At 31.3% G+C, this 25242-nt stretch carries 21 protein-coding genes and 1 other RNA gene; 10 read left to right on the forward strand and 12 right to left on the reverse strand.

All coding sequences use genetic code 11. The features are described from left to right. Window positions 1–47: 47 nt before the first annotated feature. The 5 genes from D1815_RS06475 (at window position 48) to D1815_RS06495 (ending at window position 5011) form a co-directional block, all read left to right on the forward strand. Window positions 48–1892, forward strand: coding sequence for a PLP-dependent transferase (locus D1815_RS06475; RefSeq protein ID WP_118386381.1), 1845 nt, complete (start codon window positions 48–50; stop codon window positions 1890–1892). An 11-nt stretch (window positions 1893–1903) separates the two neighbouring features. After that, on the forward strand, window positions 1904–3118 hold the full coding sequence (locus D1815_RS06480) for a hypothetical protein (protein ID WP_118386382.1): 1215 nt from the start codon (window positions 1904–1906) through the stop codon (window positions 3116–3118). Between the two features lie 74 nt (window positions 3119–3192). After that, entirely contained in the window at window positions 3193–3753 is a 561-nt protein-coding gene (locus tag D1815_RS06485) for a Crp/Fnr family transcriptional regulator (RefSeq protein ID WP_118386383.1), read from the forward strand. A gap of 73 nt (window positions 3754–3826) precedes the next feature. Next, window positions 3827–4465, forward strand: coding sequence for a hypothetical protein (locus D1815_RS06490; protein ID WP_118386384.1), 639 nt, complete (start codon window positions 3827–3829; stop codon window positions 4463–4465). Then, window positions 4466–5011: an AAA family ATPase gene (locus D1815_RS06495; protein WP_118386385.1), complete on the forward strand. Its 546-nt coding sequence runs from the start codon at window positions 4466–4468 to the stop codon at window positions 5009–5011. It abuts the gene before it with no gap. An 80-nt stretch (window positions 5012–5091) separates the two neighbouring features. On the opposite strand, the gene D1815_RS06500 is transcribed toward D1815_RS06495, so the two are convergent. The 5 genes from D1815_RS06500 to bglX all read right to left on the reverse strand — a co-directional run bounded on the left by D1815_RS06500 (window position 5092) and on the right by bglX (window position 12070). Further along, on the reverse strand, window positions 5092–6123 hold the full coding sequence (locus tag D1815_RS06500) for an AraC family transcriptional regulator (protein ID WP_118386386.1): 1032 nt from the start codon (window positions 6121–6123) through the stop codon (window positions 5092–5094). Window positions 6124–6210: 87 nt separating this feature from the next. Beyond that, window positions 6211–6363 (reverse strand): hypothetical protein, encoded by a 153-nt coding sequence (locus tag D1815_RS23585; RefSeq protein WP_155839587.1) that lies wholly within the window; start codon window positions 6361–6363, stop codon window positions 6211–6213. A gap of 136 nt (window positions 6364–6499) precedes the next feature. Then, complete coding sequence (locus tag D1815_RS06505) at window positions 6500–7843, reverse strand: GntP family permease (RefSeq protein WP_118386387.1); 1344 nt, start codon at window positions 7841–7843, stop codon at window positions 6500–6502. A 3-nt stretch (window positions 7844–7846) separates the two neighbouring features. Further along, the gene (gene gndA / locus D1815_RS06510) at window positions 7847–9763 is read right to left on the reverse strand and encodes an NADP-dependent phosphogluconate dehydrogenase (protein ID WP_233557649.1); all 1917 of its coding nucleotides are present in this window, start codon (window positions 9761–9763) and stop codon (window positions 7847–7849) included. An 18-nt stretch (window positions 9764–9781) separates the two neighbouring features. Further along, window positions 9782–12070, reverse strand: coding sequence for a beta-glucosidase BglX (gene bglX, locus D1815_RS06515; RefSeq protein ID WP_118386388.1), 2289 nt, complete (start codon window positions 12068–12070; stop codon window positions 9782–9784). A gap of 360 nt (window positions 12071–12430) precedes the next feature. Between bglX and D1815_RS06520 the strand changes: the two genes are divergently transcribed. Together D1815_RS06520 and D1815_RS06525 are read left to right on the forward strand one after the other, a co-directional pair. Beyond that, window positions 12431–13285 carry a UDP-2,3-diacylglucosamine diphosphatase gene (locus D1815_RS06520; RefSeq protein ID WP_118386389.1) on the forward strand — a complete coding sequence of 285 codons (855 nt, stop codon included), beginning with the start codon at window positions 12431–12433 and terminating at the stop codon, window positions 13283–13285. A 57-nt stretch (window positions 13286–13342) separates the two neighbouring features. Further along, on the forward strand, window positions 13343–14653 hold the full coding sequence (locus tag D1815_RS06525; RefSeq protein WP_199726730.1) for an esterase-like activity of phytase family protein: 1311 nt from the start codon (window positions 13343–13345) through the stop codon (window positions 14651–14653). Between the two features lie 147 nt (window positions 14654–14800). Here D1815_RS06525 and D1815_RS06530 read toward each other — a convergent pair whose 3' ends face one another. The 4 genes from D1815_RS06530 to D1815_RS06545 all read right to left on the reverse strand — a co-directional run bounded on the left by D1815_RS06530 (window position 14801) and on the right by D1815_RS06545 (window position 20776). Then, the gene (locus tag D1815_RS06530) at window positions 14801–16465 is read right to left on the reverse strand and encodes a serine hydrolase (protein ID WP_118386391.1); all 1665 of its coding nucleotides are present in this window, start codon (window positions 16463–16465) and stop codon (window positions 14801–14803) included. Window positions 16466–16710: 245 nt separating this feature from the next. Continuing rightward, window positions 16711–17259: a DUF4494 domain-containing protein gene (locus D1815_RS06535; RefSeq protein ID WP_035084047.1), complete on the reverse strand. Its 549-nt coding sequence runs from the start codon at window positions 17257–17259 to the stop codon at window positions 16711–16713. Window positions 17260–17360: 101 nt separating this feature from the next. After that, window positions 17361–20300, reverse strand: a complete 2940-nt coding sequence (locus D1815_RS06540) for an FAD-binding and (Fe-S)-binding domain-containing protein (protein WP_118386392.1) — start codon at window positions 20298–20300, stop codon at window positions 17361–17363. Next, on the reverse strand, window positions 20297–20776 hold the full coding sequence (locus D1815_RS06545; RefSeq protein ID WP_118386393.1) for an Lrp/AsnC family transcriptional regulator: 480 nt from the start codon (window positions 20774–20776) through the stop codon (window positions 20297–20299). Before D1815_RS06545 ends, D1815_RS06540 begins: the two co-directional genes overlap by 4 nt. Window positions 20777–20936: 160 nt before the next feature. On the opposite strand from D1815_RS06545, the gene D1815_RS06550 reads away from it, so the two are divergent. From D1815_RS06550 to D1815_RS06560, 3 genes are all read left to right on the forward strand, one after another. Beyond that, entirely contained in the window at window positions 20937–21749 is an 813-nt protein-coding gene (locus D1815_RS06550) for a DUF1338 domain-containing protein (protein WP_118386394.1), read from the forward strand. A 125-nt stretch (window positions 21750–21874) separates the two neighbouring features. Next, on the forward strand, window positions 21875–22366 hold the full coding sequence (locus D1815_RS06555) for a hypothetical protein (protein ID WP_027391221.1): 492 nt from the start codon (window positions 21875–21877) through the stop codon (window positions 22364–22366). Between the two features lie 129 nt (window positions 22367–22495). Beyond that, window positions 22496–23032 carry a hypothetical protein gene (locus D1815_RS06560; RefSeq protein WP_035084043.1) on the forward strand — a complete coding sequence of 179 codons (537 nt, stop codon included), beginning with the start codon at window positions 22496–22498 and terminating at the stop codon, window positions 23030–23032. Between the two features lie 81 nt (window positions 23033–23113). On the opposite strand, the gene bshA is transcribed toward D1815_RS06560, so the two are convergent. From bshA to rnpB, 3 genes are all read right to left on the reverse strand, one after another. Further along, window positions 23114–24241 (reverse strand): N-acetyl-alpha-D-glucosaminyl L-malate synthase BshA, encoded by a 1128-nt coding sequence (bshA, locus tag D1815_RS06565; RefSeq protein WP_118386395.1) that lies wholly within the window; start codon window positions 24239–24241, stop codon window positions 23114–23116. A gap of 75 nt (window positions 24242–24316) precedes the next feature. Continuing rightward, complete coding sequence (locus D1815_RS06570) at window positions 24317–24766, reverse strand: hypothetical protein (protein WP_118386396.1); 450 nt, start codon at window positions 24764–24766, stop codon at window positions 24317–24319. A gap of 53 nt (window positions 24767–24819) precedes the next feature. Beyond that, an RNA gene (gene rnpB / locus D1815_RS06575) (RNase P RNA component class A) lies at window positions 24820–25133 on the reverse strand. Window positions 25134–25242 lie beyond the last annotated feature (109 nt).

Here is a 25242-nt window from a genome sequence, read left to right on the forward strand (position 1 = left end):
AAAATTCTATTTAATGTATATTACCCACCTTTCTAAAGGTAAAAATCATGCAAGACAATAACATATTAAATTATATAAAAGAGGTAGTAAAAAATATGCCTGCAGACTGGTTGAATTTAACAACACATCGACTAGATATCTATAATGAAGCATTGGCTAAAGATCAATTCCTAGAAGGTTTTGAACTTCTGTTTAATAATAATGACGCACAACTATCTTCACTACATGAACTACCAACAGCATATGACTATATTAGATTAGGGCACCCATTGTCTTGTGTTTTAGAATGGACTATTGCTAAACTACACAAATTAAGTTCAGAAAATATAATTAGTTTTTCGTCTATGACAACTCCTATTATGGCTGTTCTACGAACAAACTTATTAGCTTGTAAAAACACGCAAATTGTATATACTGATCAATTACCTAACTGTTTCGATGCCGATATACTAAAAACCGTATATGGATATCAATTTGATCTTAAAAAAATAGAAAATACTGATGAGATTACAGCGTTTAATGGAAGTACAATTTTTGTTTCCCAACAGGATGATCTCACACAATTTGATTTACAAACTAATATTGACTTTTTTGTAAACATTCATCATAATTTAGGTAGTGTTATTTTAATAAACAAAGACACTAATAAAGAATATATATCAGAAATTCAGCATGTAAGAAGAAGAGAAACTATCGCGATGACACCTGCGAACACTTTAGCTTTTCTAAAAAGTTTAACCCAACAGTCTTTTTCTAATGATTTAAATAGTAAAATTGACGAAAACAAAACTATTGTTTTAGATACTATAAAAGAAATTACTGGAACTAAGGCAAAAGGTCTTGTTGGATCTAGCGGGCTATCCATGCAATATGCCATTGTAATGGGATTGGTGGATCACGCATTAGAACATCATAAAGGAAAAGCTATAAAAATTGTAGTTCCTCCAAACTGTTATGGAGGAACCAATGATCAAGCTAGACGTGTTGCTGCTTGTAGTGATATGATCGAAATAGTTGACTTACCTGTAGATGGTGGTCAGGATATGGTGCAAAGTATTGAGATAGTTCTAAATAAAATAGCAGAACAAGATGCCGTTCCATATATTATTGCAGAAATCCCAACAAACCCAAGAGTTGAAGTTCCAGATCTTCCTCAATTAGAAGCAGTTCTTAGTAAAGAACGTAAAACTACCGATGGTCAAACTGCTATTGATCCAGTATTTATTTTAGATCAAACATTTTGCCCTAATGTTCATTTCTTAGGAGAAAATGAAATACTGTCCTCGGTTAGAGCTATTGCCTATGTTAGTGGATCAAAATTTCCTAGTGGTGGTAAATGTACTGCAGGATATTGTGTAGCTAATAACAAATCCGCAAGCTTATTAGAAAAGATAGACTTACATTTACGACTTTGTGACAATCAAGCTACTGATCTACAAATGGAAATATTAGCAAAGCAATTACCATCTATGAATCAAAGAATTGCTGATGCCTATAAAAACACTCGTGATTTCGTTAGTTTTATCGAGAATAATTTACCATATGCAAAAATCAATTTTGTATCTTCAGAATTAGCAAATGAAGGGTTTACTCCTTCTGTATTTTCTTTAGATCTTCCTACTAAAGGTGATACTGACGATGAAAAAGAAACATATAAAAGAGCATTGAATCTTAAGTTAATCAATCTAATGATCAATGAGATTCCTGATGAAAGTAAATTTTGTGTTAGTTATGGTCAACTAAAAGGGTGTTATTGGACAATACCTGCTACTTCTACCCAAGGAACTACTAAAGAAGGTGATAAGGATTATATAGTTCGAGTCGCTCTTTCTGCTAATTTAGATCTTGACCTTCACAAAAAGATTTTTATCGATTTTGTAAATAGTATATAACCAAGACCATTATGAGAGCAACATTCCATCTTTTAATTGCAGTTGTTTTTTTCACCTCTTGTAAAGAAGAAAAAATAATCGAACAGGTCGATTTTAAAACAAAATATATGTTTTCTTCTGAAATAGAATCTCAATTAGCTAAAGATACTGTTTCTTGGAAATATCAAATAGCAGCTTCCCAATACGCAACTAAAGGAGATTATAAAAATGCAATGAATCAATGGGATATTGCAATGGGAATAAAACGAAAAGGGTTTACCGAAGATCGAGTAGATTCTATAAATCAAAAATATACTAAGGTTAATGCTAATGATTATATTTTAGAACAAGCGGAAAAAAATCAAGTGATCATAATAAATGAAGCTCACCATAATTCTTTTCATCGTTCATTTACAAAATCACTTCTAAAACAATTATATGATTTGGGATATAAAAACTTAGGGCTTGAAGCGTTATCATACAAGGATGATTTAGATTCTCTTAATAATATTAGAAAATATCCAATACAAAAAACTGGTTATTATACGAAAGATCCTCAATTTGGTAACCTCATTAGAGAAGCGCTAGAGATCGGATATACTCTTTTTCCTTACGAAACGAAAAATGAAGAAGCCAATGGAAAACCCAGAGAAATTGATCAGGCAAAAAATATCCAAAAAGCTATAGAAGCGAAACCAAATGAAAAATTTCTAATTCATTGTGGATATGATCATGCATTAGAAGGAAATTATGACTATTGGGAAAAAGCAATGGCAGGAAGGTTAACAGAATACACAGGAATAGATCCATTGACAATAAATCAAGTAAAATATAGTCAACAAAGTACATCTGAATATAATTTCCCTCTTCTAAACGCTTTGGACATTAAAGAATCCTCTGTTATTATTGATAAAAAAGGAAAACCATTAAAACATAAAAAAGGTGATGCTTGGTCAGATATTGCTATTTTCCATCCTACATCAACGTATATCAACAATAGACCGGACTGGTTGTTTAAAAATGGGAATCAGAATGTTACTATCAATTTAGAAAAAATTCAAATTGAATTTCCTATTATGGTTCTAGCCTTTAAAGAAGGTGAAAATATAAATATGGCAGTACCTATAGATATTACAGAGGTAAAATCATCTAAAGAAACCTGTAATCTAGGTTTAAAAAAAGGAACATATACTATTGTTATCACTAATGGAAATGAGTCATTAAAATTTAAACAGCCTGTAGATTAAATATCATCTTCATGGTATACTGATAATAGGATTTTTAATTAGGTAATCTTTATATTCAGAAAAACACAAAGCAAATGGATACATCTATTCTAGAGTTTTTAAATAAAGCTGGAAAGTTTTCTGATGAAGAATCATCATTGCTACAAAATGAAGTTATATATAAAGAGCTAAAAAAAGACGCGTTTTTACTAAATAAAGGAGAGGTTTGTTCTTCTCTATACTTTGTTATTTCTGGAAGTTTTTATCAATATTATATGGATACCAATTTAGATAAAAATATAATTGATTTAAGAATACAAAATGATTGGGTTATTGATCATAAAAGCTTTACTGGTCGAAAACCTTCGGAATTTGAAATTCAGGCGTACGAAAATAGTGCTGTATATGAACTAACCATAGATGCAATACATAAATTAATAGCAATATCTCCAACATTTTTTCAAATTGGTAAAGTTTTAGAAGAATCAACTGCTAGAATTTCTTTTTTCGACAATAATAATACTCCTGATGAGAAATACGCATATATCCTGAAAAACAAACCTCTTCTGCTTCAAAAATTTCCTCAAAAAGTAATTGCATCTTTTCTAAAAATAACACCCGAAACTTTAAGCCGAGTACGAAAACGAATTACCTAATTTCTTGATTACGATCAAGTGATCTTTCTTAATAAACCATAGATATTTGATAGTATCAATTAAAATCAAATACATGGAAAATTATAGTTATAAAAGTACTGGTATTGCTCTTATTACAGGAGCGATTCTAATTATCTTCACGATGATCCTCCATCCTGCAGGTGGAAATATTGAACACATTATAAAAATCTCTCAATCGATCCGTATTACTCATTCATTAGCTATTCTCAGTTTACCAATAGTACTATTTGGATTTTATGGTTTAACAATAGCACTTTTAGACAAATGGAAATTATCCATTCTTGCATTTATAATCATTTCTTTTGGTTTGATTGCTGCTATGTTTGCTGCCCTTGTTAATGGACTCACTCTACCTCATTACCTAAATCAATATGCTACTAAAACAGAAGAGAACTTAGAAGTTTTACAACCAATCATAAACTATGGTTTTGCTCTAAATATTCCATTGGATTATATTTTTATAGTTGCCTGTTGTATAGCCATTCTAGTATATTCTATTATTATTTTAGCAGAAAACAAGTACCCAAAATGGATTGGAAATTTAGGAATTTTTATTACAATTTTTGCTATTATAGGAGGGGGAACAGATTTTGTGTTTACGAGTTTAACCGGTTTTAGAATATTTACTTTTAGTATAGCTGCTTGGATATTATCAATTGGACTTCTTTTATTTAAAACAAAATCTAGATAGATGAAAATATTAATATTTGGCGCATCAGGTTCTGGAACAACCACCTTAGCTAAAGAAATTGAAAAACACGCCAATTTTATTCATTTAGATCTTGATGATTACTATTGGAAAAAAACAGAACCACCATTCCAGAAAAAAGTACCACGAAACGAACGGAATAAAAAACTAAAGTTAGATTTCAAAAAGTATGAAAATGTTGTTGTAAGTGGTTCATTGGTAAGTTGGGGAAAAGAATGGCTAACATCATTTGATCTTGCGGTATTTATTCGCCTTAATAATAAAGAAAGAATGGATCGTCTTTATAAAAGAGAAAAAGAACGATACGGAGAAAAGATTCTAAAAGACAAAGAGATTCAACAAAATTCAAAAGCTTTCTTAAACTGGGCGAATCAATATGAAAACCCTAATTTTGAAGGGAGATCATTAAGAATTCATAATAATTGGATCAAATTATTACAGTGCAAAGTTTTGAGAATAGAAAGAGAAATAACTTTAAATGAAAAAATTGAAAAAGTAATATTTGAAATTAAACACAAACTAAACTAATTACCAACCTTATTGCTTTTATAATAAGTAAATTAAACACTAAATGTTTTAATCTAGTAATTGGAGAATCACAATCATCTTTACAAAGATTCTCTAAATCGAACTGCAGTAGTATTCGTTATTTTTTTAAAGGCAGTATTAAATGAAGATATACTATTAAAACCACTTTCATAAGCAATAGCAGATATTTTGAAGTTATGATATTCTGGCAACCTCAATAATCTTTTAGCTTCCTCTACTCGATACCTAGCAATAAATTGAGAATAGTTTTCATTTCTATTTTGATTAATTACTTGCGACAATTGTTTAGACGTTATTCCAATCCGCTTACTCAATTTGGTTAGTGTTAATTCGGGATCCAGAAATACTTTTTCTTGTTCTATTAAACTCATTAACTTTTTCAAATATTCTATCCCTTTTTCATTGTCTAGCGAAGAATTAATATATTTTTCATTCTTCATTTTAAACAAAAAAGGATTCTTTAATGCGGTAATTGATAAAATCAAAATTATCAAAGAAAATAAAAAAGCAGTACTTAAGTATGGAACCACATCCAGAAAAACACTAATCTGTATGAGTGACATCATTATCGTTAATATCGTAAAAAACAATAGCCAATGATAGAGTTTATTCGATTTATCATTTCTCTCTTTTCTATTTACCACTATCCAATATAACGTATACAATCCATATGCTAATATGTGAAATAACAGTGCTAAAAATATAATTCTGGAAGAAATAGAATCATTATTCGGGATTACCCAGCAAAATGTTACGAATAAAAACAAAGGGATGTAGTGAATAAAAATTGATCTTTTATTATCTATTTTATTTAGTTCAAATAGTTTCTTGGTATAAAAAAATAAGGAAGGTCCAATTGCCAACAACATGCCTAAAAATACATTGCGAACTATCGGATCTATCTGAAAATAATTATAAAACAGTGATTTACCAATTCTAAGACTAAATGCCAATAAATAAATCGCTAAAAATATATTAGCACTAGATCGCTGTTCTTTGGTTATTATCAAAAAAGCACCAAAGAATAACGCTATGATAAAACCTATACTACCTAATAATAATTCTATGTGTTTATAAACTTCTGGATTCATAGTTCAACAAAGAACGTAATTTTAAGTCTTTGTTTTTACTAACGAGTTATATAAATAACTATTTTTTTTTGTAATAAAAATATGATTTTAGCAACCTAAAATATGATCAGTACATTCCTCGGTAATTGCCATTCTAGACCATATTACTACTGATTTTTGTTGCGTCCCACCTTGGATCTTTTGTTTTTCATTACGATCCATCTCCTTATAAGTTTTCTTAAGATTATCTAATGCTTCCATTACTTTTGTTTTAATAATTAACACGTTTAAAATAAACATATCAATTAAAATAACATATTACAAAACAAATAGTTAACTAATTTTTAACCAAACGATATGTTTATGAAAACTTTTTTTTAAAATCAACTTAAAATATTTAAAAAATATACCACAATAGTAGTGACATCAAAACCCCAGTAATAGCTATTAATGTAGTCATCACAGTCCAAGAACGAAATGTTTGTTTCTCTGTCATACCCAAGTATTGACCAACCAACCAAAATCCACTATCATTAACATGAGATAAAATAGTTGCCCCAGATGCTATAGAAATAACAAAGAGAGCTATCTGAGAGTTACTAAAATCACCCGCTAGAATAATAGGTGATGTAATTCCTGCGGCTGCAATCATAGCTGTTGTTGCTGATCCCTGTAAAACTCGTATCAAAGCTGCCACAATAAAAGCAAACAATAATGGATGAATATATGAACTCTGTAATGATGATGCCAATAACTCACCTGCTTTAGTATCCACTAGTATCTGTTTAAAAGCGCCACCAGCACCAGTTAATAGAATAATTGCTCCTGCTGGTTTAAAAGATTTCATAGAAATTTTCAATAAATCATCTCTAGTAACACCTCTTTTGATTCCTAAAAAATACCAAGCGACCACATTAGCAATGATTAACGCAGTAAATGGATGACCAAACAACGTAATCAAGTTTACCATCGATTTTGATAATACATCTTCTCCGAACCAATCACCTAATAAAACCGTTTTTAAAACAATCAGCATAATGGGTAATGCTATAATCAATATAATACCAATAGGATTAGGTGTGTTATTTATTGCAACACCTGAGTCATTTGTTTCAGGAATAGTAATATTTATTCTTGTAGCTAAGTATTTTGCTAATATAGGTCCGCTTATAATAGCCGCAGGAATACCTGTTAAAAAACCAAAAACAATTACCCAACCAAGATTAGCTCCTAATATATCGGCAACAGCAACTGGACCTGGTGTTGGTGGAATAAAACTGTGAGTGATTGCTAAACCAGCCAATAATGGAATAGCATATAACAATAAAGATTTTTTAGTTTTTCTAGCAATTGCATAAACAATTGGAACCAAAATAATAAAAGCTACATCAAAAAAAACGGGTATTGCAATTATAAAACCGGTAATCATCAATGCCCAAGATGCATTTTTTTCTCCAGCTAATTTTAAGATATAATTAGCCAATCCTTGTGCACCTCCAGAATTCTCAAGTAAACCACCAAACAACGCTCCAAGTCCAACCACGGTAGCCACAAAACCTAGTGTACTTCCCATTCCATTTTTTATGCTATTTAGAATGTCATCTGCAGGTAAGCCAGCTACAATTCCAACTAATATACAAACGATTAACAAGGCTATAAAAGCCTGCATTCGTAACTTTAAAATCATAAAAAGTAGTGCAAAGATACCTACTCCTACTGCAATTAGTAATTGATAATCCATAAATTAGCTTTTCCAGTTTGTATGAAAATATTGGTCAATTGGTTGATCCACTCTTTGATATGTATGAGCGCCAAAATAATCTCGTTGCGCTTGTATAATATTAGCAGAAGATTGCGCAGATGTATATGCGAAAAAATAATTTGCTGCTGCAGACAATACTGGTAGTGAAAAACCTGATTTTAATCCTGTTGCCACCGTTTCTGAAAGTGAATCTATCGTAGATTTCATAGTAGAAACCACTTCTGGAAACAATAATAAAGGTATCCCATTATTTTCTACAAATAACACAGCCATTTGTTCCATAAGATTGCTTCTAATAATACAGCCATTGGTCCATATACTAGCAATTTCAGACAGATTGAGTCCCCACTGATATGTTGCTGATGCTTCGTTTAATAATTGAAACCCTATGTGATGATTGATAATACTAGTAGCTTTAAAAGCTTTTTCTAAATTTTCAATAAAAACAATATCATTGGCAGGGTAATCTGAAGTTTTAAGTTGATATATCTCAGATGCTTTTACCCGTTCAGATTTAATTCCAGAAACATTACGAGCCATTACAGATTCAGAAATCGTAGGTAGAGAAACACCCAATTCCAAGGCGGCATTTGTAGACCATCCACCAGTTCCTTTCTGTCCTGCTTTATCTAATATTTTATCAATAAGAAAATCCTCACCCTCTGTTTTAAGAAGAAGATCCGAAGTAATCTCTAACAGATAACTTTTTAGTCCTTTTTTAATCCAATCGTTAAAAACAGTAGCTATTTCAGCTGGAGTTTTATGCGCATAAAATCTTAGCATATGATATGTTTCTGCTAATAATTGCATCTCTGCATATTCAATTCCGTTATGAACCATTTTTACAAAATGACCAGATCCTTCTGGTCCTATATAAGTACAACAACTCCTATTATTTTTATCTCTTGCAGCTATTGCTTCTAAATATTTCCCTGATCTATTATAAGCCGTTTTAGAGCCTCCCGGCATTATCGAAGGACCTTTTAAGGCTCCTTCTTCTCCCCCTGATATTCCGGTTCCTAAAAAATGAATTCCTCTTTCTTCTAGTCTTTTACTTCTTTCTAATGTTGCTTTATAGTGAGAATTACCTCCATCTATAATACAATCTTCTTCGGACAAATAGCGTAATAATTCATCGATAACTAGGTCCACTGGTTTTCCTGCATTAACCATAAGCATTATTGTGCGCGGTTGTTCTAAAGAATCTACAAACTCTTTTAAATCATCGAAACCTAATAATGTTTGGTATTTAGACTCCTCGGCAACAAAGTTTTTAGCAACATTAACTTCAATATGATCAACATGTCTATTATATACAGAAAGTTTAAAGTTTTTGGACAATAAGTTTTTAGCTAAACTCTTACCCATGACTCCTAAACCAATTAACCCTAATTGTGATTTATCTGTATTTAATGTAGTTCTAATTTCGCTCATAATTTGATCAACACTCTTATCTATATTAATAGAAATACCATCCTCCGGTTGTTCTAAAGCTTCAAATTGAGAGAATAGCATTTCCTTTTTAAAAAAATGATCTTTTCTAGCTTCTAAACGATTTGAAATCAAATCAAAACTCCCATCCAAAAAAATCCACTTCACATACTTAGAATCGATAGATTGAAGGGTTTTTCTATAAGCTTTCTTTAAAGCTGAACAAGCCAGTACTGCACCTTTGTTTGTATTCCAAACTACGATTTCACTCGCTAATTTCTTCAGCCAAGGTTCTCTATCAGAATCATCTAAAGGAAAGCCCGTTGACATTTTTTTAATATTCTCTTCTGGATGAAAATCATCTGCATCAAAAAAAGGAATATTTAATTCTTTAGCTAATGCTTTTCCTACTGTAGTTTTTCCACTTCCAGAAACTCCATATACTATGTATATTATACTTTTAGACACCTTAACAATAGTAAATTATTATTCTAAAATAAATTCTAATTCATTTTCTTCGTCTAAAGCATGTTTAGCGATCCATAGCTTAAAATTACCAGATTCAGTAATCCATTTCTTGTCAGGTCCATAAAAAGCTAAATCATTTGTCGAAAAAGTAAATTCAACCTCTTTAGATTCCCCTGAATTTAATATAATTTTCTCAAAACGTAGCAACTCCTTTACAGGTCTAGTTAAACTCCCAACCATGTCTCTAAAATATAATTGTACTGTTTCTTTAGCCTTTACATCTCCAGTATTAGTCACTAGAACTTTTACAGTAATAGTTTCCCCTATCTTTGGATTCGTTGAGGATATAGAAAAATTGGAGTACTTAAAGCTGCTATAACCAAGTCCATAACCAAAAGGATATTCTGGTAAAAACCCTGCATCTAGATAATGAGAAGTATTCCCAAGAGAACTCTGCCAGGCACCAATTGGAATTGAATCCATATGAACAAACTCTTCTGGAATTACGGGTCTACCTGTATTTTTATGATTATAATGAATAGGAATTTGCCCTACCTCTTTTGGCCAGGTTACTGGCAACTTTGCTGATGGAGAAACCAAACCCGTAATAATATTTTTTAAAGCTGGACCTCCCATAGTTCCAGGATGCCATGCCATAAGAACTGCATCTACCTTATCTTTAATATTTCCTAACGTAATAGGTCTTCCTGCCATTAGAACTAAAATAATTGGTTTTCCTGTTTTGTGTAATTCTGTAATTAGTTCTTCTTGTGCTCCAGGAAGGTTGATATCAGCTCTACTATGTGCTTCTCCAGAAAGAATTGCTTCTTCTCCCGCAAAAAACAAGATGATATCAGACGATTTTGCTGTCTTTATTGCATCACCAAAATCATTCTCCGATTTATCTCTGCTGTACGATAACCCCTTACTATACTGTACCATATATTCATCATCACTTTTAAATGATTGTAAAGGAGTAATTGTATGCTCTTTTTCTCCATCAAAAGTCCAAGTTCCCAATTGTTCGTGAGGCGCATCCGCCAAAGGACCAATTATAGCTATTTTGCTTTTTGCACCTAATGGTAAAATATTATTCTTATTTTTTAATAAAATAATACTTTCTTCAGCAGTTTTTTGTGCTGCCGTTAAATGTTTTTTATCATACAATATTGTATCATCAGAATCAAAATAAGGGTTATCAAATAATCCCAATCTAAACTTGATTCGAAGAATATTTCTTACGATTTTATCTAATTCTTTTTCAGAAAATTTATCCTCTTGGATTAATTCTTTTAAATGATCGTGATAAGAAGTACTGGTCATTTCCATGTCCAACATTGCGTTAATAGATTTCTCTGCAGCTTCTTTTTGATCCTTGGCATATCCATGATTTACCATTTCTATTATAGAATTCCAATCACTTACTACGAAACCATCAAACCCCCATTCTTCTCTTAAAATGTCTTTTAGTATATATGAATTTGCCGATGCCGGAATCCCATTAAGATCATTAAAACTTGTCATAAAAGTTGCGGAACCTGCATCTACTGCAGTTTTAAAAGGTTTTAAATATACATTATGCAACAAATTATCATTGATGTTTGCTGTGTTATAATCCCTACCTCCTTCTGCAGCTCCATATCCAATAAAATGTTTGGCACAAGCAGCTAAACTTGTTGGTGATGCTAAATCTTCTCCTTGAAAGCCTTTTACATATGCTTCTGCCATTCTACTTGTAAGATAAGGGTCCTCACCTGCTGATTCTGCTATTCTTCCCCAACGAGGATCCCTAGAAATATCTATCATCGGAGCAAAAGTCCATCTTATTCCATAAGTACTTGCCTCTATTGCTGCTATTCGCGAACCTTCTTGTACTAATGAAGGATTAAATGAAGCCGCCTGCCCTAGCGGAATAGGGAAAATTGTTTTGAAACCATGGATTACATCTCGTGCAAAAATTAATGGAATCTTACTAGGGCTTTCTTCTACGGCTATTCTCTGAAGTTCTTTAGCATCCTCTTTATTCATTATGTTAAGAAAAGATCCTATTTGTCCTTTTCTAACTGCATCTTTAAGATCTTTTGGTAGTTCTTTTACTCTACTAGACTTACCGCGTTGCGCCGTTTGTCCTATTTTTTCTTCTAATGACATTGTAGACAAGATACTATCAATTTTATTCTCGACAGGATCTTTAGGATAATTGCTAGATGAAGTTTCTGAAATCTTAGAATCACAGGATAGCATCATTACGAATACGCCAAAAATCAAAAAACGATATGTATAAACTTTCAAATGTAAAAATGTCATAAAATAAATTTTATTAGAAAGAAAAATTCTAAACTTTTCAATACGAAAAATGTTAAGATTTGAAGGACGAATTTAGAGATACTTCAGGATAAGAAAAAAGCAAAACAAAGCTATTGGAGCGTTGTTAAGAAAGTTTATAGAAGTATTTTATTCAATAAAACACTATAGAATAAGACAATTTCATAAAATAACTCAGAAATAATTAAATATTTGATGGTTTATAACTTTTTGATAATAATATCGGTTTAACATTCTAGTAATACCGAGTTAAAATATTCAAACACAGATAACAATATGCTCATAATCCCTTAATTATTATTTAACTATATAGTAGTTTATTTGTAGGAATAAGTCATTTTTATGAAGAAACGTACTGTAGATATCGTAGTTATATCTGATGTTCACTTAGGAACGTTTGGATGTCACGCAAAAGAATTACTAAATTATCTCAATAGTATCAAACCCAAAGTACTTATTCTTAATGGTGATATCGTAGATATTTGGCAATTTAGAAAAAGGTATTTCCCTAAGCCGCATCTTAAAATCATTAAAAAAATTATCACTCTTGCTTCTAAAGGGACCGAAGTTATATATATCACTGGAAACCACGACGAAATGCTCCGAAAATTCAGTGATACTACGATGGGTAACTTCAAATTAGTTGATAAGTTAGTTTTGGATTTAGATGGAAAAAAAGCTTGGTTTTTTCACGGAGATATTTTTGATGCCTCGATTCAGAACGCAAAATGGTTAGCTAAATTAGGTGGATGGGGCTATGATATGCTCATTTTATTAAATCAATTTATTAATTGGTTTCTCTTACGAATGGGGGAGGAAAAATTTTCACTTTCTAAAAAAATTAAAAATAGCGTTAAAAAAGCAGTCAAATACATAAATGATTTTGAAGAAGTAGCTGCAGAACTTGCTATCAAGAATGCATATACATACGTCGTTTGTGGGCATATCCATCAACCACAAATAAAAACATATAAAGATAAGAATGGATCTTGTATGTATTTAAATTCTGGAGATTGGATAGAAAACCTAACATCATTAGAATATCATAATAAAGAATGGAAACTTGTTCATTACCAGCAACAGCAACTTGAAGCCTATGCTGAAGAACTAAATGAAGATATTGAAAACGTTCCTCTAGACCTTGAAGGACTACAACCTTCATTTTTCTTGAATTCATTTCTAGAAAAAAAGATCTAATTAGTTTTTTAAAAAATCTCACACAATTTCTTAATTACATAACTAAACTTAAAACCAATGAAAACTCTTAAGACCATGCTGCTTTGTGCAGTACTAATTCTTTTTACATCTTGTCAGTATTTGGATGACTTTTCTGGAGGTCCAATATCTGTTCCACCTCAACTTGTTTTAGAAGAAAACATCCAATATGAGCTGCCTTTTGAAGTATTAACTACTACCCAAGAGGATGTAGAAATTAGAAATGGTGGTTACGGTTCTGCGGCAACTGCTAATCCTAGAAGAAAAGGAGAATTTTATGCAATAACCGATAGAGGTCCAAATACTGACTTTATGGATGGAAAAAAATTTCCGGTCGCAGATTACACCCCAAGAATCGGCTTGTTCTCTGTTACTTCGGAAGGTGATATTATTCTAAAAAAAGAAATCATATTAAAAGATCCAAATGGTAATCCTATTTCAGGAATTCCGAATCCTGAAGGAAAAGGAGCTACAGGAGAGATACCTTATGATATTGATGGTAACCAATTACCATTTGATGATTTCGGTCTAGATGCAGAAGGTTTGGTGGCATTATATGATGGGAGTTTTTGGGTTTCTGATGAATATGGTCCTCATATTGTACACTATTCTTCTGAAGGTGTAGAACTTGAACGTATATCTCCTTATGGTATTAATGATGACAATGGAGGTAGAAAAATTCCTGCTGTATTTGCGAAACGAAGACCAAATCGAGGAATGGAAGGATTAGGAATCACACCAAATCAAAGGAATTTAGTAGGTATCATGCAATCTACTATGTATAATCCTGAAACAATTAGAACGGATCTTACTAGAATTTTAGTGTTTGACTTACGAACAGCTAGAACAAAACAATTCCTTTATAGACAAGAAAACTCAAACTTATCAAATTCAGAAATCGTTGGTTTATCTGATACAGAATTTCTTGTTATAGAAAGAGATGGTAATTTTTCTGGAGAAGGTACTGTACAAAAACATATCTATAAAATAGATATTTCTAACGCCACAGATGTTAGTTCTACTAATGACGAAGATGAATTTGGTTTACTACTTAATGGAAAAACTCTGGAAGAATCTACCTGGGTGGAGTTAGAAAACGCTGGAATTGTTCCTGTTACTAAGACCTTAATAGCAGATCTTGTCGAAAAAACAGGATATCCACACGATAAATTAGAAGGTATATGGGTTATTGATGATCATACTTTAGGGTGTATCAATGATGATGATTTTGCGGTTACCGATGAAGATGATAATGGTATTATTGAACAAAAAATACTTCCTGGATCAGAGCCAAAAATAGATGCAAGTTCTTTATATATGATCAAGTTAAACACTTCTTTAAACGATTAAAATAAGACCAACTATTCATATTTAATTAAGTTATTTTTCGCTTAATTATAACCAATAAAGCGGAGTTAAAATATTAAATTTAACTCCGCTTTTATGATATCTAATAATTTGATATTAAAATTATGACTGAACTAAGATCTAGAATCCCTAATTGATCCTTTTTGCCGGCATTTTTCTTCCTCCTTGATTTAGAGTCAAACTATCTATTAACCCTTTATTATTAGCGTTGAAACTAATTTCTGCAGGTACTACTTTTAGGAAAAACAATGTCTCGGATTCTGCAAAAAGTTCAAACTTAGGTTGCCCTGTAGCCTCTGCATATATTGAATTTCCTTCTAAAGTAATGTCTATGATGAAGTTTGGTTGTAACTCGAATTTACCCACATATTGTTTCAAAATATCTGCTGATACCGTAATAGACTTTCTTTCTGCAGGAGGAGCTTTATCAATTCCTTTTCCTGTAAAACTTTTATCAGCAGTTTTAAATACTGTTTGTCTTTTTCCATCATCAGTCATCGAAAAATTATAAGATATAGTTCCATCATCAAAAATAAACGAACCATCTTTCATTTGGTATATTTCAAACTCTCTAGAATTTTCTCCTTCTCTTAGACTAAATAGTTTACCATCTTTAAGCATAATATGTCTTATAACATTATCTTCAAACTCATAAGCTCCTACCCATTTTTTTGCTTCTTTAATTGATAATGCAACTGCATCTTTTTTATCAGGAATTGGTTTACCTATGACAGTAGCTGCTACTTTCATAGTGATTTCACGTACATTCTTACAGTTACAATTAGTTAATCCAATTACATATACATTTTCATTTTCTAGAAAGATTCCATTCGTTGTGTATCCAAAAATTCCTCCACTATGCGCATATCCTTTAGATTCTTGTATTATGGTCTTACTCCAACCATAGCCATAATCAATTTCTTCGCCACTGTTTAACTTAGATCCGTTTATTGCTTTTTCTAAACTTGATCTTTTAATAAAGGTGTTAGCACTTATTGCATTTTGCCATTTTAATAGATCATCTACTGTAGACATCAATGATCCTGCGGCGTAAGGTAATGTAAGACTTAGATAATCCGCATTAAGGAATGCATCTTCATTTTGTTTATACCCATAAGCTCTATTTTTAATAAGTTCACTAGTACTTCCGTAATATGAAGAATTCATTCCTATTTTTTGGAAAATATTCTTCTCTATAAAATTTTCATACGTATCTTTTGTTACTACTTCAATAATATATCCTAATAATATATAACCCGAATTATTGTATCTAAACTCTTCTCCTGGATCAAAATCCATAGGCTCATTTTTAAATACATCTATTAATTCGGTTGGTGTCATATCAGTACGCGCAGATTTCATAAAACTAGGCATACCAGTATAACTTTTAATACCAGATGTATGATTTAGAAGATGATGAACGGTAATCTTCTTTCCATTCGTAGGATAATCTGGAATATACTTAGTGATTTCGTCATCAATTTTAAGTTTTCCTTGTTCTTCTAACATTAGGATTGCAACTGCAGTAAATTGCTTGGTTATCGAACCTATTTCGAATACATTTTCTGGTTTGAGAGGAACTTCTAATTCTAAATTAGCTTTTCCAAATGCCTTTCTATAAATAGGTTTTCCATTTTTGGCTACTAAAATTGAGATACCCGGTTCGTCTACAGAATACATCGAAGAAACTATAGCATCAATTTCTTTTTCTAAATTTTGGGCCTGTGTACTAAAGAACATTCCTGTACAAAAGAAAACTAAAAGTAACGTTTTAATTGTTTGTGATAATTTCATGTGATTATTATTTTGATTGATAATGTGGTTGCTTAATAAAACAATTATTATCTATTTGACGATCAATTCTAGAATAAGTTACTAAAAGATTAAAATTATTATTCTACAATAATATATATGAGAAATTAACTTTTTTAGTCAAATTAAAAATTATTATATAAAAAAAGCTTTTGGAGCATTCATGTCATATGCTACAAAAGCTTTTTTCTAGAAACCCTCTATTAGGTTTTAATACTTTAAAAATATTATTCTTCTTCTCCTATAAAACCTGGAGCTGCCGGTACATCTTCATCTATTTCTACTTCTTCTACTTCTTGAATAGAATCTCTCAATGCTTTGAATTTTTCTAATTGTTCCTCTTCACCTGTAAAATAAGGAAAAACATCCATAATTGGTGATTCTGCAATTGCAGGTATTGTATAATCTCCTGTTGTACCTTTCATAACACTATTAGTATTGTCAAAAGCTTCTTTTACATCATTAGCCTGAATTAAAAGATACATATTTGTTTTCCTTTCTTTACCGCTTTCTTCGTCATAAGCTATCAAAGATACTTTTGATTTAAACCAACGATCAGAATTTTCAAAAGGGTGTATCTCAGCAAAATTTGCAACTTTTATATTAGTAATAATAAATTCTTCACTAACATATGCTGCCATTTCTTCATTAATTCTAGTTTCTGCTTCTGTATAAGATACTGCATCCACTAAATAAGGTTCTGTAGTTACTTTCTGTACTCCAGAATCATTTATTTTTCTATATTTTACTTTACATTCGTACCAAGTAGCGCTCATATATTTACTTTTTTAGGATGCCAAATATAAATCTTAAAAAAAGTTCTCAATACGAATTTTGTTATTAGATATTCACAATTTCACAACACATTGATTATAGGTTATTTATATTCTGTTTTCGATATTAAAGCTGCATTTAATATACTAACAGGATGCAATGCAATACGTTTTGTTCCATCTTTAATCTGATGTCTACAACTAGTTCCAACAGCAGCAATAATAGTTGTTTCTGGAGCTTTTCTTACCGCAGGAAATAATGTTTGTTCCCCAATTTGCATACTCACATCATAATGCTCTTTTTCATACCCAAAAGACCCTGCCATACCACAACATCCAGAAGGAATAATGGTCACTTTGTAGTTCTTGGGTAGATTAAGGTATACAAACGTTGTATGAATAGTAGACAATGCTTTCTGATGACAATGCCCGTGAAGTTTTATTACTTTTTCTTCCCTTGTAAATTGCTCAGAAGTAATATTACCTAGTTCAACCTCTGATTTTAAAAACTCATCAATTAAAAAAGTGTTTTGCGAAAGTGTTTTTGCTACTTCTTTATCATCAGCTAACCTATGATATTCATCTCTAAACGTTAATATCGCCGAAGGCTCTAATCCAATTAATGGAATATCACTGGATATTAATTCTCTAAAAGTATTTAAATTATAATTCGCAAGTTTTTTAGCCTGCTTTAATAATCCTTTAGAAATAAATGTTCGACCACTTTCCTTGTGATTTGTAATTTTTACCTCATAACCTAATCCTGTTAACAACTCCAAGGCATCGATTCCAATATCTGTATCTAAATGATTCGTAAACTCATCAACAAAAAAGTAAATGCTTTTAATTGGATTTTTAGGTTGTTTTAGTTTTAAATGGTATTGACACCATTTTCTTAAAGACTGTTTGCTTAGTAATGGCAATTCTCTCTCTTTAGCAATACCAAGAGTAGATTTTAAAATTCCAGAAGTAAATGTGTTTTCAAAAAAGAAATTTGTTAAACTGGGTGCTATTCTTCCTAGATTATTTAACGTATTATTATTTGCAAATAATTTAGTTCTAAGAGAAGTTCCATTTTCTTTTTGATATTGATATTCGAACTCTGCTTTTAGCGCAGCTACATCGACATTAGAAGGACATTCACTAGAACAACCTTTACAACTAATGCATAAATCAAATACTTCTTTTAATTCTTTCTTGTTAAACTTATTAGGTTCGGTATTATTCGTTAATACTTCTCGTAGTGTATTAGCTCTACCCCTAGTTGTATCCTTTTCATTTTTAGTAGCCCTATAACTAGGACACATCGTTCCTCCAGATTCTACTGATTTTCTGCAATCTCCACTCCCATTACATTTTTCTGCAGCACGTAAAATTCCTAAAGAATCTGTAAAATCTAATAATGTTTCTATTTCAGGTTCTTTTCTATCAATCTCGTACCTTAACTGTTCATTCATAGCATAGGCATCTACTATTTTTCCTGGATTAAAAATACCATTAGGATCAAATACAGTTTTTATCTGTTTTAGTACATGATAATTCGCTTCTCCAATCATAAAAGGAATATACTCTGCTCGAACAATTCCGTCACCATGTTCTCCACTCATGGATCCATTGTACTTTTTTACCAAACTAGCTACATCATCAGTGATTTCTTTAAAGAGCACAACATCTGTTTTCTTTTTAAGATCTAAAATTGGTCTTAAATGCAGTTCCCCAGCACCCGCATGTGCATAATAAACTGCATCTTGATCATGTTTTTTCATTAGATCAGAAAACTCTTTGATATAGTTTGCTAAATCAGACAAAGCTACGGCCGTATCCTCTATACAGGCTACTGCTTTTTTATCACCAATAATATTACCTAATAACCCCAACCCTGCTTTTCTGAGTTCTAAGGCTTGATTAATTTGATTTCCCAATAAAATAGGATTCGCATAGGTCAATCCTGAATTCTCTAATGTAGACAACAGTTTCATTTTTTGTTTTTCAAGACTTTCTAAATCATTAGCTCTTAATTCTAACATTAAAATCGCTTGAGGATCATCTTCTATAAAAAAGCGATTCTTAAGTTGTTCTACATTGTTTTTTGTACAATCTAAGATTGTCTTATCCATCATTTCACAAGTAAATAATGTATGTTTCATTACTGGTTCTACAGCATTTAAACAGTCTTCGATAGAATGAAAGTGAGAAGCTATCATCAATGACTCCTGAGGAGGGAGTTTATCCAGTTGCAACGTAATTTGTGTTGTAAAAGCTAATGTTCCCTCACTACCAGATAATAAATTACACATATTAAAATCCTTTTTGCAATCTGAGAAAACATTGGACTTAATTAATTCATCAATTGCATATCCAGTATTACGTCTATGTATCTCTGGTTTTGGAAAATTATTATGTATATTTTCTTGTACATCTTTAGAAATCAATTCATTAAAAACAGTATCATATATCTTACCTTCTAATGTATTTTGATTCCTCTTATGCTCAAAACCTTCTTTAGAAACATTGGAAAACGTTACTTCGCTACCATCAGATAAAACTGTTTGTAATTCGATTACTTTATCTCTAGTAACTCCATATTGTATAGAAGTAGTACCACTACTATTATTGCCAACCATACCTCCTATCATACAACGATTAGAGGTAGAAGTATTTGGTCCAAAAAACACCCCATAAGGTTTTAGAAAACGGTTTAAATCATCTCTAATAACTCCGGGCTGAACAGTAACTGTTTTTTTAGCTTCATCGATAGCTATTATTTTAGTAAAGTATTTAGACACATCTACTACAATACCATCTCCAACACACTGACCTGCTAAAGAAGTCCCAGCCGTTCTTGGTATTAAACCGCAGCTATTATCGTTCGCAAAATTTATAATTTTCTTTAGGTCCAATATATTTTTAGGAAAAGCTACCGCCGTAGGAATTCTGCGATATACAGATGCATCAGTAGCATATAAGGATTTGGTAAGAAAATCGAAGTTTAATTCTCCATCTAACTGTTCACTTAAAGTAATGAGATCAGCCTCTTTTATCATATTTTTTTTCCTTTTACTAATGAATCTAACGTAATCTGCCGTTTAAAATTGGTATCAAAACAAATAAAACTATCAGTACCAGCAACTCCATCTATTTGATGAACTTGTTCGTACAGTATATTACGTAAATGATGATTATCGTATGCAAATATCAGGATAAAAAGTGCATAATTACCAGATACATAATTACATTCTAATATTTCTGGTATTTTAGCTAAATCATCAACCACCGACCTAGCATATCTAGCTTCTTTAAGCCTTATTCCTACATAAGATTTGGTTTTGTATCCTATTTGCTTCTCATCAATAACAAACTCGGCTTTATTAATTACCTGATTCTCTTTTAACTTTCTAATTCTTTGATGTACTAATGAATTAGAAATCTTTAATTCTTCGGCTATCTGAGAAAAAGGTTTTCTAGCATCTTCGCGGATCTGCAATAATATTTGCTGATCTATATAATCAAAATGATTCATAATGAATGAAATTTTGAGTGATCTAAACTATAAATAAGAAACCTTATTTTAAAGTAAAATCAATTTGACATAAAAAAAAACAATAATTAATTAAATCAATTACCTAAAGTAATAAAATTAGTCAAATGTAGTACTTTTGAAATAAAAATAAACAGATAAAATGAATTCTACACTTTTTTTTAACGAGCTATGGAAACAATATGCCCATAAAACTCCATCTGCAAATAAGGTTAAATCTCTATTAACAGAAGAGAATGAAACGATTTTCAATGATCATATCGCAATTAGAACTTTTGATGACCCAAGAACTAATATTAGTGTAATCGCTAAACCATTTTTAGCAATGGGTTATAAAGAAATAAATGAATATCATTTTGAAGCTAAAAAACTGTATGCTAAACATTACGAACATGCTGATAATCCGGATGCTCCAAAAATTTTTATAAGTCAATTGCTAAGCCATCATTTTACTGAACAGCTTCAGAAAACTGTAAAAGAATTATTGGATAACGTCGAGCGTACAATTTTTGACCAAGATGATTTAATATTAAAAGGTAGGGTTTGGGAGACACCATCCTATGAAATCTATAAAAACTTACAACAAGAATCTGAATATGCTGCTTGGATGTACGTTAATGGTTTTTGCTCCAATCACTTTACAGTAGACGTTAATAAACTGAACAACTTTAAAAATTTAACTAGTCTTAATAATTTTCTAAAGGAAAACGGATTTGTACTGAACTCTTCTGGTGGAGAGATCAAAGGAACTCCTTCTCAATTTCTTGAACAATCAAGTATTTTAGCAGATAAAATCGAAATAGAATTTATTGAGGGGATCAAAGAGATTACTTCTTGTTATTATGAATTCGCATTTAGACACAAACAAGAGAATGGTAAACTTTTTACAGGGTTTATAGCAAATTCAGCAGATAAAATTTTCGAAAGTACTGATATGAAATTACAAGAAGTTTAGACAGGTTTTAAAAGAATTCATATGTTGTATTAAATTAGAAATTAACAAAACCTTAAGCAATTCAGTCATATTAAAAAAAAGGATCTAACGTTATATTGGGATAACAATAAAAAAACAATATCACAATGACGAAGCGTATTATTATCATTACCTCTTTATTATTTGCTTCAATTTTTACAGCACAAGCGCAAGAAATTTCGGAACATGCTATAGGTTTAAGACTTAGTGAAAGTAATGGTTTTTGGGCAGAAGCTACTTATCAAGCAAAATTAAGCTCTAAAACTAGAGCAGAATTAAATCTAGGAGTGCAAGGAAGAAATAGTTTTAATGCTGTTAAATTAACTGGAATCTATCAATGGGTGTTTAATATTGATGGAGGACTAAACTGGTATGTTGGGCCTGGTATCGGTGGTGGTCTTGTCGATTATGACAATGATCTTGATAATAGGGATGACTTAGGGACTTTTGGTTTTGTAACGGGAGACGTTGGTATTGAATTCAATTTCGACTTTCCGTTATTAATTTCTTTAGATTTTCGACCAGAAATTTACTTTGATGATTACACAAATGATGATATAATATTTAATCTTGGTCTAAGTGCAAGATATAAGTTTTAGTACATCTAACATATCATAATAAAAATCCCTTGGCACTATTGTCGAGGGATTTTTATTTTTTTTCGATTATATGTTAACCTTTTCATTCGATTACATACAAAAGGTAAATATTAAAAAAACCTTATAATCATGAAAAAATTATTTTTTGTTCTCATCTTAATTGTAACTAGTATTAATCTTCAGGCACAAGATATTCCTAAAAGTGCTATAGGTATTAGATTATCACAAGGAGTTGTTGGTGATGAAGGATTTGGTCCAGAAATTACATACCAACGTCAAATGTTTGGAGAACATAATAGAATTGACGTTAACCTAAGTTGGAAAACAAATTCATTCATTAACACCTATCGCGGAGGTGCATACTTTCATTGGAGTTATAACATTTGGGATAACCTAAATTGGTTTGCCGGTCCTGGAATAGGTGCAGGATATATTGACTTTAAAACTAGCATTTTTGGTTTTGGAATAACCAATGATAGAGATAGTGAATTCTTTCCATATGTTGGAGCTGATTTTGGAGTAGATTATCGTTTTGATTTTCCACTGCAGGTGGCATTTAGTATTCGTCCAACCTATGATATTCATAGTATAGAAAATACTGGAGGATTTAGTGATGTGGATAACTTCGGAGTCAATATCGGAATTGCTGCAAGATATATCTTTTAAACCCCTCGAGAATCAACTGATTTGATTTTTGTTTAGTTGTAAGGCGCTATTATCAAAATAATAGCGCTTTATTTTGTTTCTCTAAACTGCGGCGAGTGCGCTCTCATATAATTCTACATATAAAGGAACTATATTAGCAATATCAAATTTCAATGCTTGGTTAAATGCTCCTTCCTTAAACTTACTCAATGTTTCGTCATCTCTTAAAATACTAATTGCATTATTAGACATTTCCTGAACATCCCCTACATTACTTAAATATCCAGAAACACCATCTAAATTAACCTCTGGAATACCTCCTGAATTACTTGATACTACGGGAACTTTATTTACCATAGCTTCTAAAGCCGCTAAACCGAAACTTTCTCTCTCGGAAGGAAGTAGAAACAAATCAGAGAAACATAATATTTTATCAATTTCATTACTATTACCAAGGAAAATCACATGATCTTTTATCCCTAATTCTTTACACTTCTTTTCAGCCGCTTTTCGCTCAGGACCATCGCCTACCATTAATAACTTAGCGGGAAGTTCTTTTTGAATATTATAGAATATGTCTACAATATCCATAATTCTTTTTACTGGTCTAAAATTACTAATATGAGTAACTATACGCTCTTCTGGTTTAGCCATCAACTCTCTCTGACAATCTGTAAAATCAGTTTTACGTACACTAGCTTCAATAAAATTAGGAACTACCTCAATAGTTTTTTTTATATCAAATAATCTTAATGTATCATCTTTTAAACTTTCTGAAACTGAAGTAACAATATCACTATTATTAATACTAAAGGTAACAGCAGGTTTATAAAAAGGATGATTTCCTACCAATGTAATATCAGTACCATGTAATGTTGTTACCATTGGAATATGTATTCCTTCTTCTGCTAATATTTGTTTGGCCATATATCCCGCATATGCGTGCGGTATAGCATAATGTACATGTAGTAATTCTATATCATATTTCTTTACCGTATTTACCAACTTACTAGATAAAGCTAATTCATACGGTTGATAATGAAATAGAGGATATTCTGGAACGGTAACTTCATGGAAATGAATATTGGGACTTAATAACCCTAGTCTTACTGGTTGTTTATACGTTACGAAATGTACCTGATGGTTTAATTTAGCAAGAGCAATTCCTAATTCTGTAGCCACTACTCCACTACCTCCAAAGGTTGGATAACAAACAATAGCAATATTCATAAATACAATTTTCTTTTGGTAGCACAATGTACAAGAAAAATAGTATTGCTACTTGTTAAAGGATTTGTAAAAAAGTTATTTGATTTTAATTAGCGCTATTTCTTCAATGCCAATCTTTTTTACATAAAACAATTTACCATCTATAAAACTAGGGTCCAACACTTTTAATTTTCCATTTTTCGGATCATAAGCGCAAACAGTATATGCCTCGTAATTTCCTTTGACATTTTTTATCAATTTAGGACCATTTCCACATCTAGGTCTAGGAGTATTATATTTAGTCCCCACCGGTTTAACATATTCCATTTTTAGTGTTCCTGTATACACATCTCTAAAAATATTAATCCTTGTAGATACATTAGTATTTTCTAATTCAGCATTAATAAGATACGTTTTGAATTTGTTATAAGAATCCTTTTCTATGATCCATTTTCCAAACAACTCTTCTGTATTAGGAATCTGATTTTGAGCGGAGATTGATACAAAGGAAATTAACAGAAATAGTAAAGTGATTTTGATTGGCATATCTTTATCTTGTTTATTCAATCTTATCAAATTGTATGCCTAACTAAAGAAATAAAAAAAGCAGATCATAAGCCGGATTCTGTAATCCATCAAAGATGGAATCCTTATCATTTATCTAGCCTTGATATTACTATCAAGATCAAACCGCCTACCCTCCAACATTGGGCGCGCAACCCTTAAGCGTTGGTATACATGGCGTTGCACCGTATAGAGTTTACCTGGTTTCACTACAGCCTTACCTGTACATACTTTCTGCTGCACTTGTCCTCATCTCACGACGGACGGGCGTTACCCGCTATACTGCACTATGGTGTCCGGACTTTCCTCTCTTTTGATAAATCAAAACAGCGATAAGGTGATCTGCTTACGTGCAAAAATAAAATAAATAGAAAGCTTGAATAAGTAATTCGTGTTTTTTTTAAACTGTTAATAACTCGGTTGTAAAAACCAAATACAGTAATTCTTTATTTCCAATC

The sequence above is a fragment of the Aquimarina sp. AD1 genome (assembly GCF_003443695.1).
Classification (GTDB): Bacteria; Bacteroidota; Bacteroidia; order Flavobacteriales; family Flavobacteriaceae; genus Aquimarina; species Aquimarina latercula.

Excerpts from the sequence above, each read along its gene's own strand:
- D1815_RS06480 (WP_118386382.1), top strand. The coding sequence starts at position 1,904 with ATGAGAGCAACATTCCATCTTTTAATTGCAGTTGTTTTTTTCACCTCT.
- D1815_RS06550 (WP_118386394.1), top strand. The coding sequence starts at position 20,937 with ATGAATTCTACACTTTTTTTTAACGAGCTATGGAAACAATATGCCCAT.
- D1815_RS06545 (WP_118386393.1), bottom strand. The coding sequence starts at position 20,776 with ATGAATCATTTTGATTATATAGATCAGCAAATATTATTGCAGATCCGC.
- D1815_RS06495 (WP_118386385.1), top strand. The coding sequence starts at position 4,466 with ATGAAAATATTAATATTTGGCGCATCAGGTTCTGGAACAACCACCTTA.
- D1815_RS06520 (WP_118386389.1), top strand. The coding sequence starts at position 12,431 with ATGAAGAAACGTACTGTAGATATCGTAGTTATATCTGATGTTCACTTA.
- D1815_RS06525 (WP_199726730.1), top strand. The coding sequence starts at position 13,343 with ATGAAAACTCTTAAGACCATGCTGCTTTGTGCAGTACTAATTCTTTTT.
- D1815_RS06540 (WP_118386392.1), bottom strand. The coding sequence starts at position 20,300 with ATGATAAAAGAGGCTGATCTCATTACTTTAAGTGAACAGTTAGATGGA.
- D1815_RS23585 (WP_155839587.1), bottom strand. The coding sequence starts at position 6,363 with ATGGAAGCATTAGATAATCTTAAGAAAACTTATAAGGAGATGGATCGT.
- D1815_RS06570 (WP_118386396.1), bottom strand. The coding sequence starts at position 24,766 with ATGCCAATCAAAATCACTTTACTATTTCTGTTAATTTCCTTTGTATCA.
- bshA (WP_118386395.1), bottom strand. The coding sequence starts at position 24,241 with ATGAATATTGCTATTGTTTGTTATCCAACCTTTGGAGGTAGTGGAGTA.
- bglX (WP_118386388.1), bottom strand. The coding sequence starts at position 12,070 with ATGACATTTTTACATTTGAAAGTTTATACATATCGTTTTTTGATTTTT.
- D1815_RS06555 (WP_027391221.1), top strand. The coding sequence starts at position 21,875 with ATGACGAAGCGTATTATTATCATTACCTCTTTATTATTTGCTTCAATT.
- D1815_RS06505 (WP_118386387.1), bottom strand. The coding sequence starts at position 7,843 with ATGGATTATCAATTACTAATTGCAGTAGGAGTAGGTATCTTTGCACTA.
- D1815_RS06560 (WP_035084043.1), top strand. The coding sequence starts at position 22,496 with ATGAAAAAATTATTTTTTGTTCTCATCTTAATTGTAACTAGTATTAAT.
- D1815_RS06485 (WP_118386383.1), top strand. The coding sequence starts at position 3,193 with ATGGATACATCTATTCTAGAGTTTTTAAATAAAGCTGGAAAGTTTTCT.
- D1815_RS06475 (WP_118386381.1), top strand. The coding sequence starts at position 48 with ATGCAAGACAATAACATATTAAATTATATAAAAGAGGTAGTAAAAAAT.
- D1815_RS06530 (WP_118386391.1), bottom strand. The coding sequence starts at position 16,465 with ATGAAATTATCACAAACAATTAAAACGTTACTTTTAGTTTTCTTTTGT.
- D1815_RS06500 (WP_118386386.1), bottom strand. The coding sequence starts at position 6,123 with ATGAATCCAGAAGTTTATAAACACATAGAATTATTATTAGGTAGTATA.
- D1815_RS06535 (WP_035084047.1), bottom strand. The coding sequence starts at position 17,259 with ATGAGCGCTACTTGGTACGAATGTAAAGTAAAATATAGAAAAATAAAT.
- D1815_RS06490 (WP_118386384.1), top strand. The coding sequence starts at position 3,827 with ATGGAAAATTATAGTTATAAAAGTACTGGTATTGCTCTTATTACAGGA.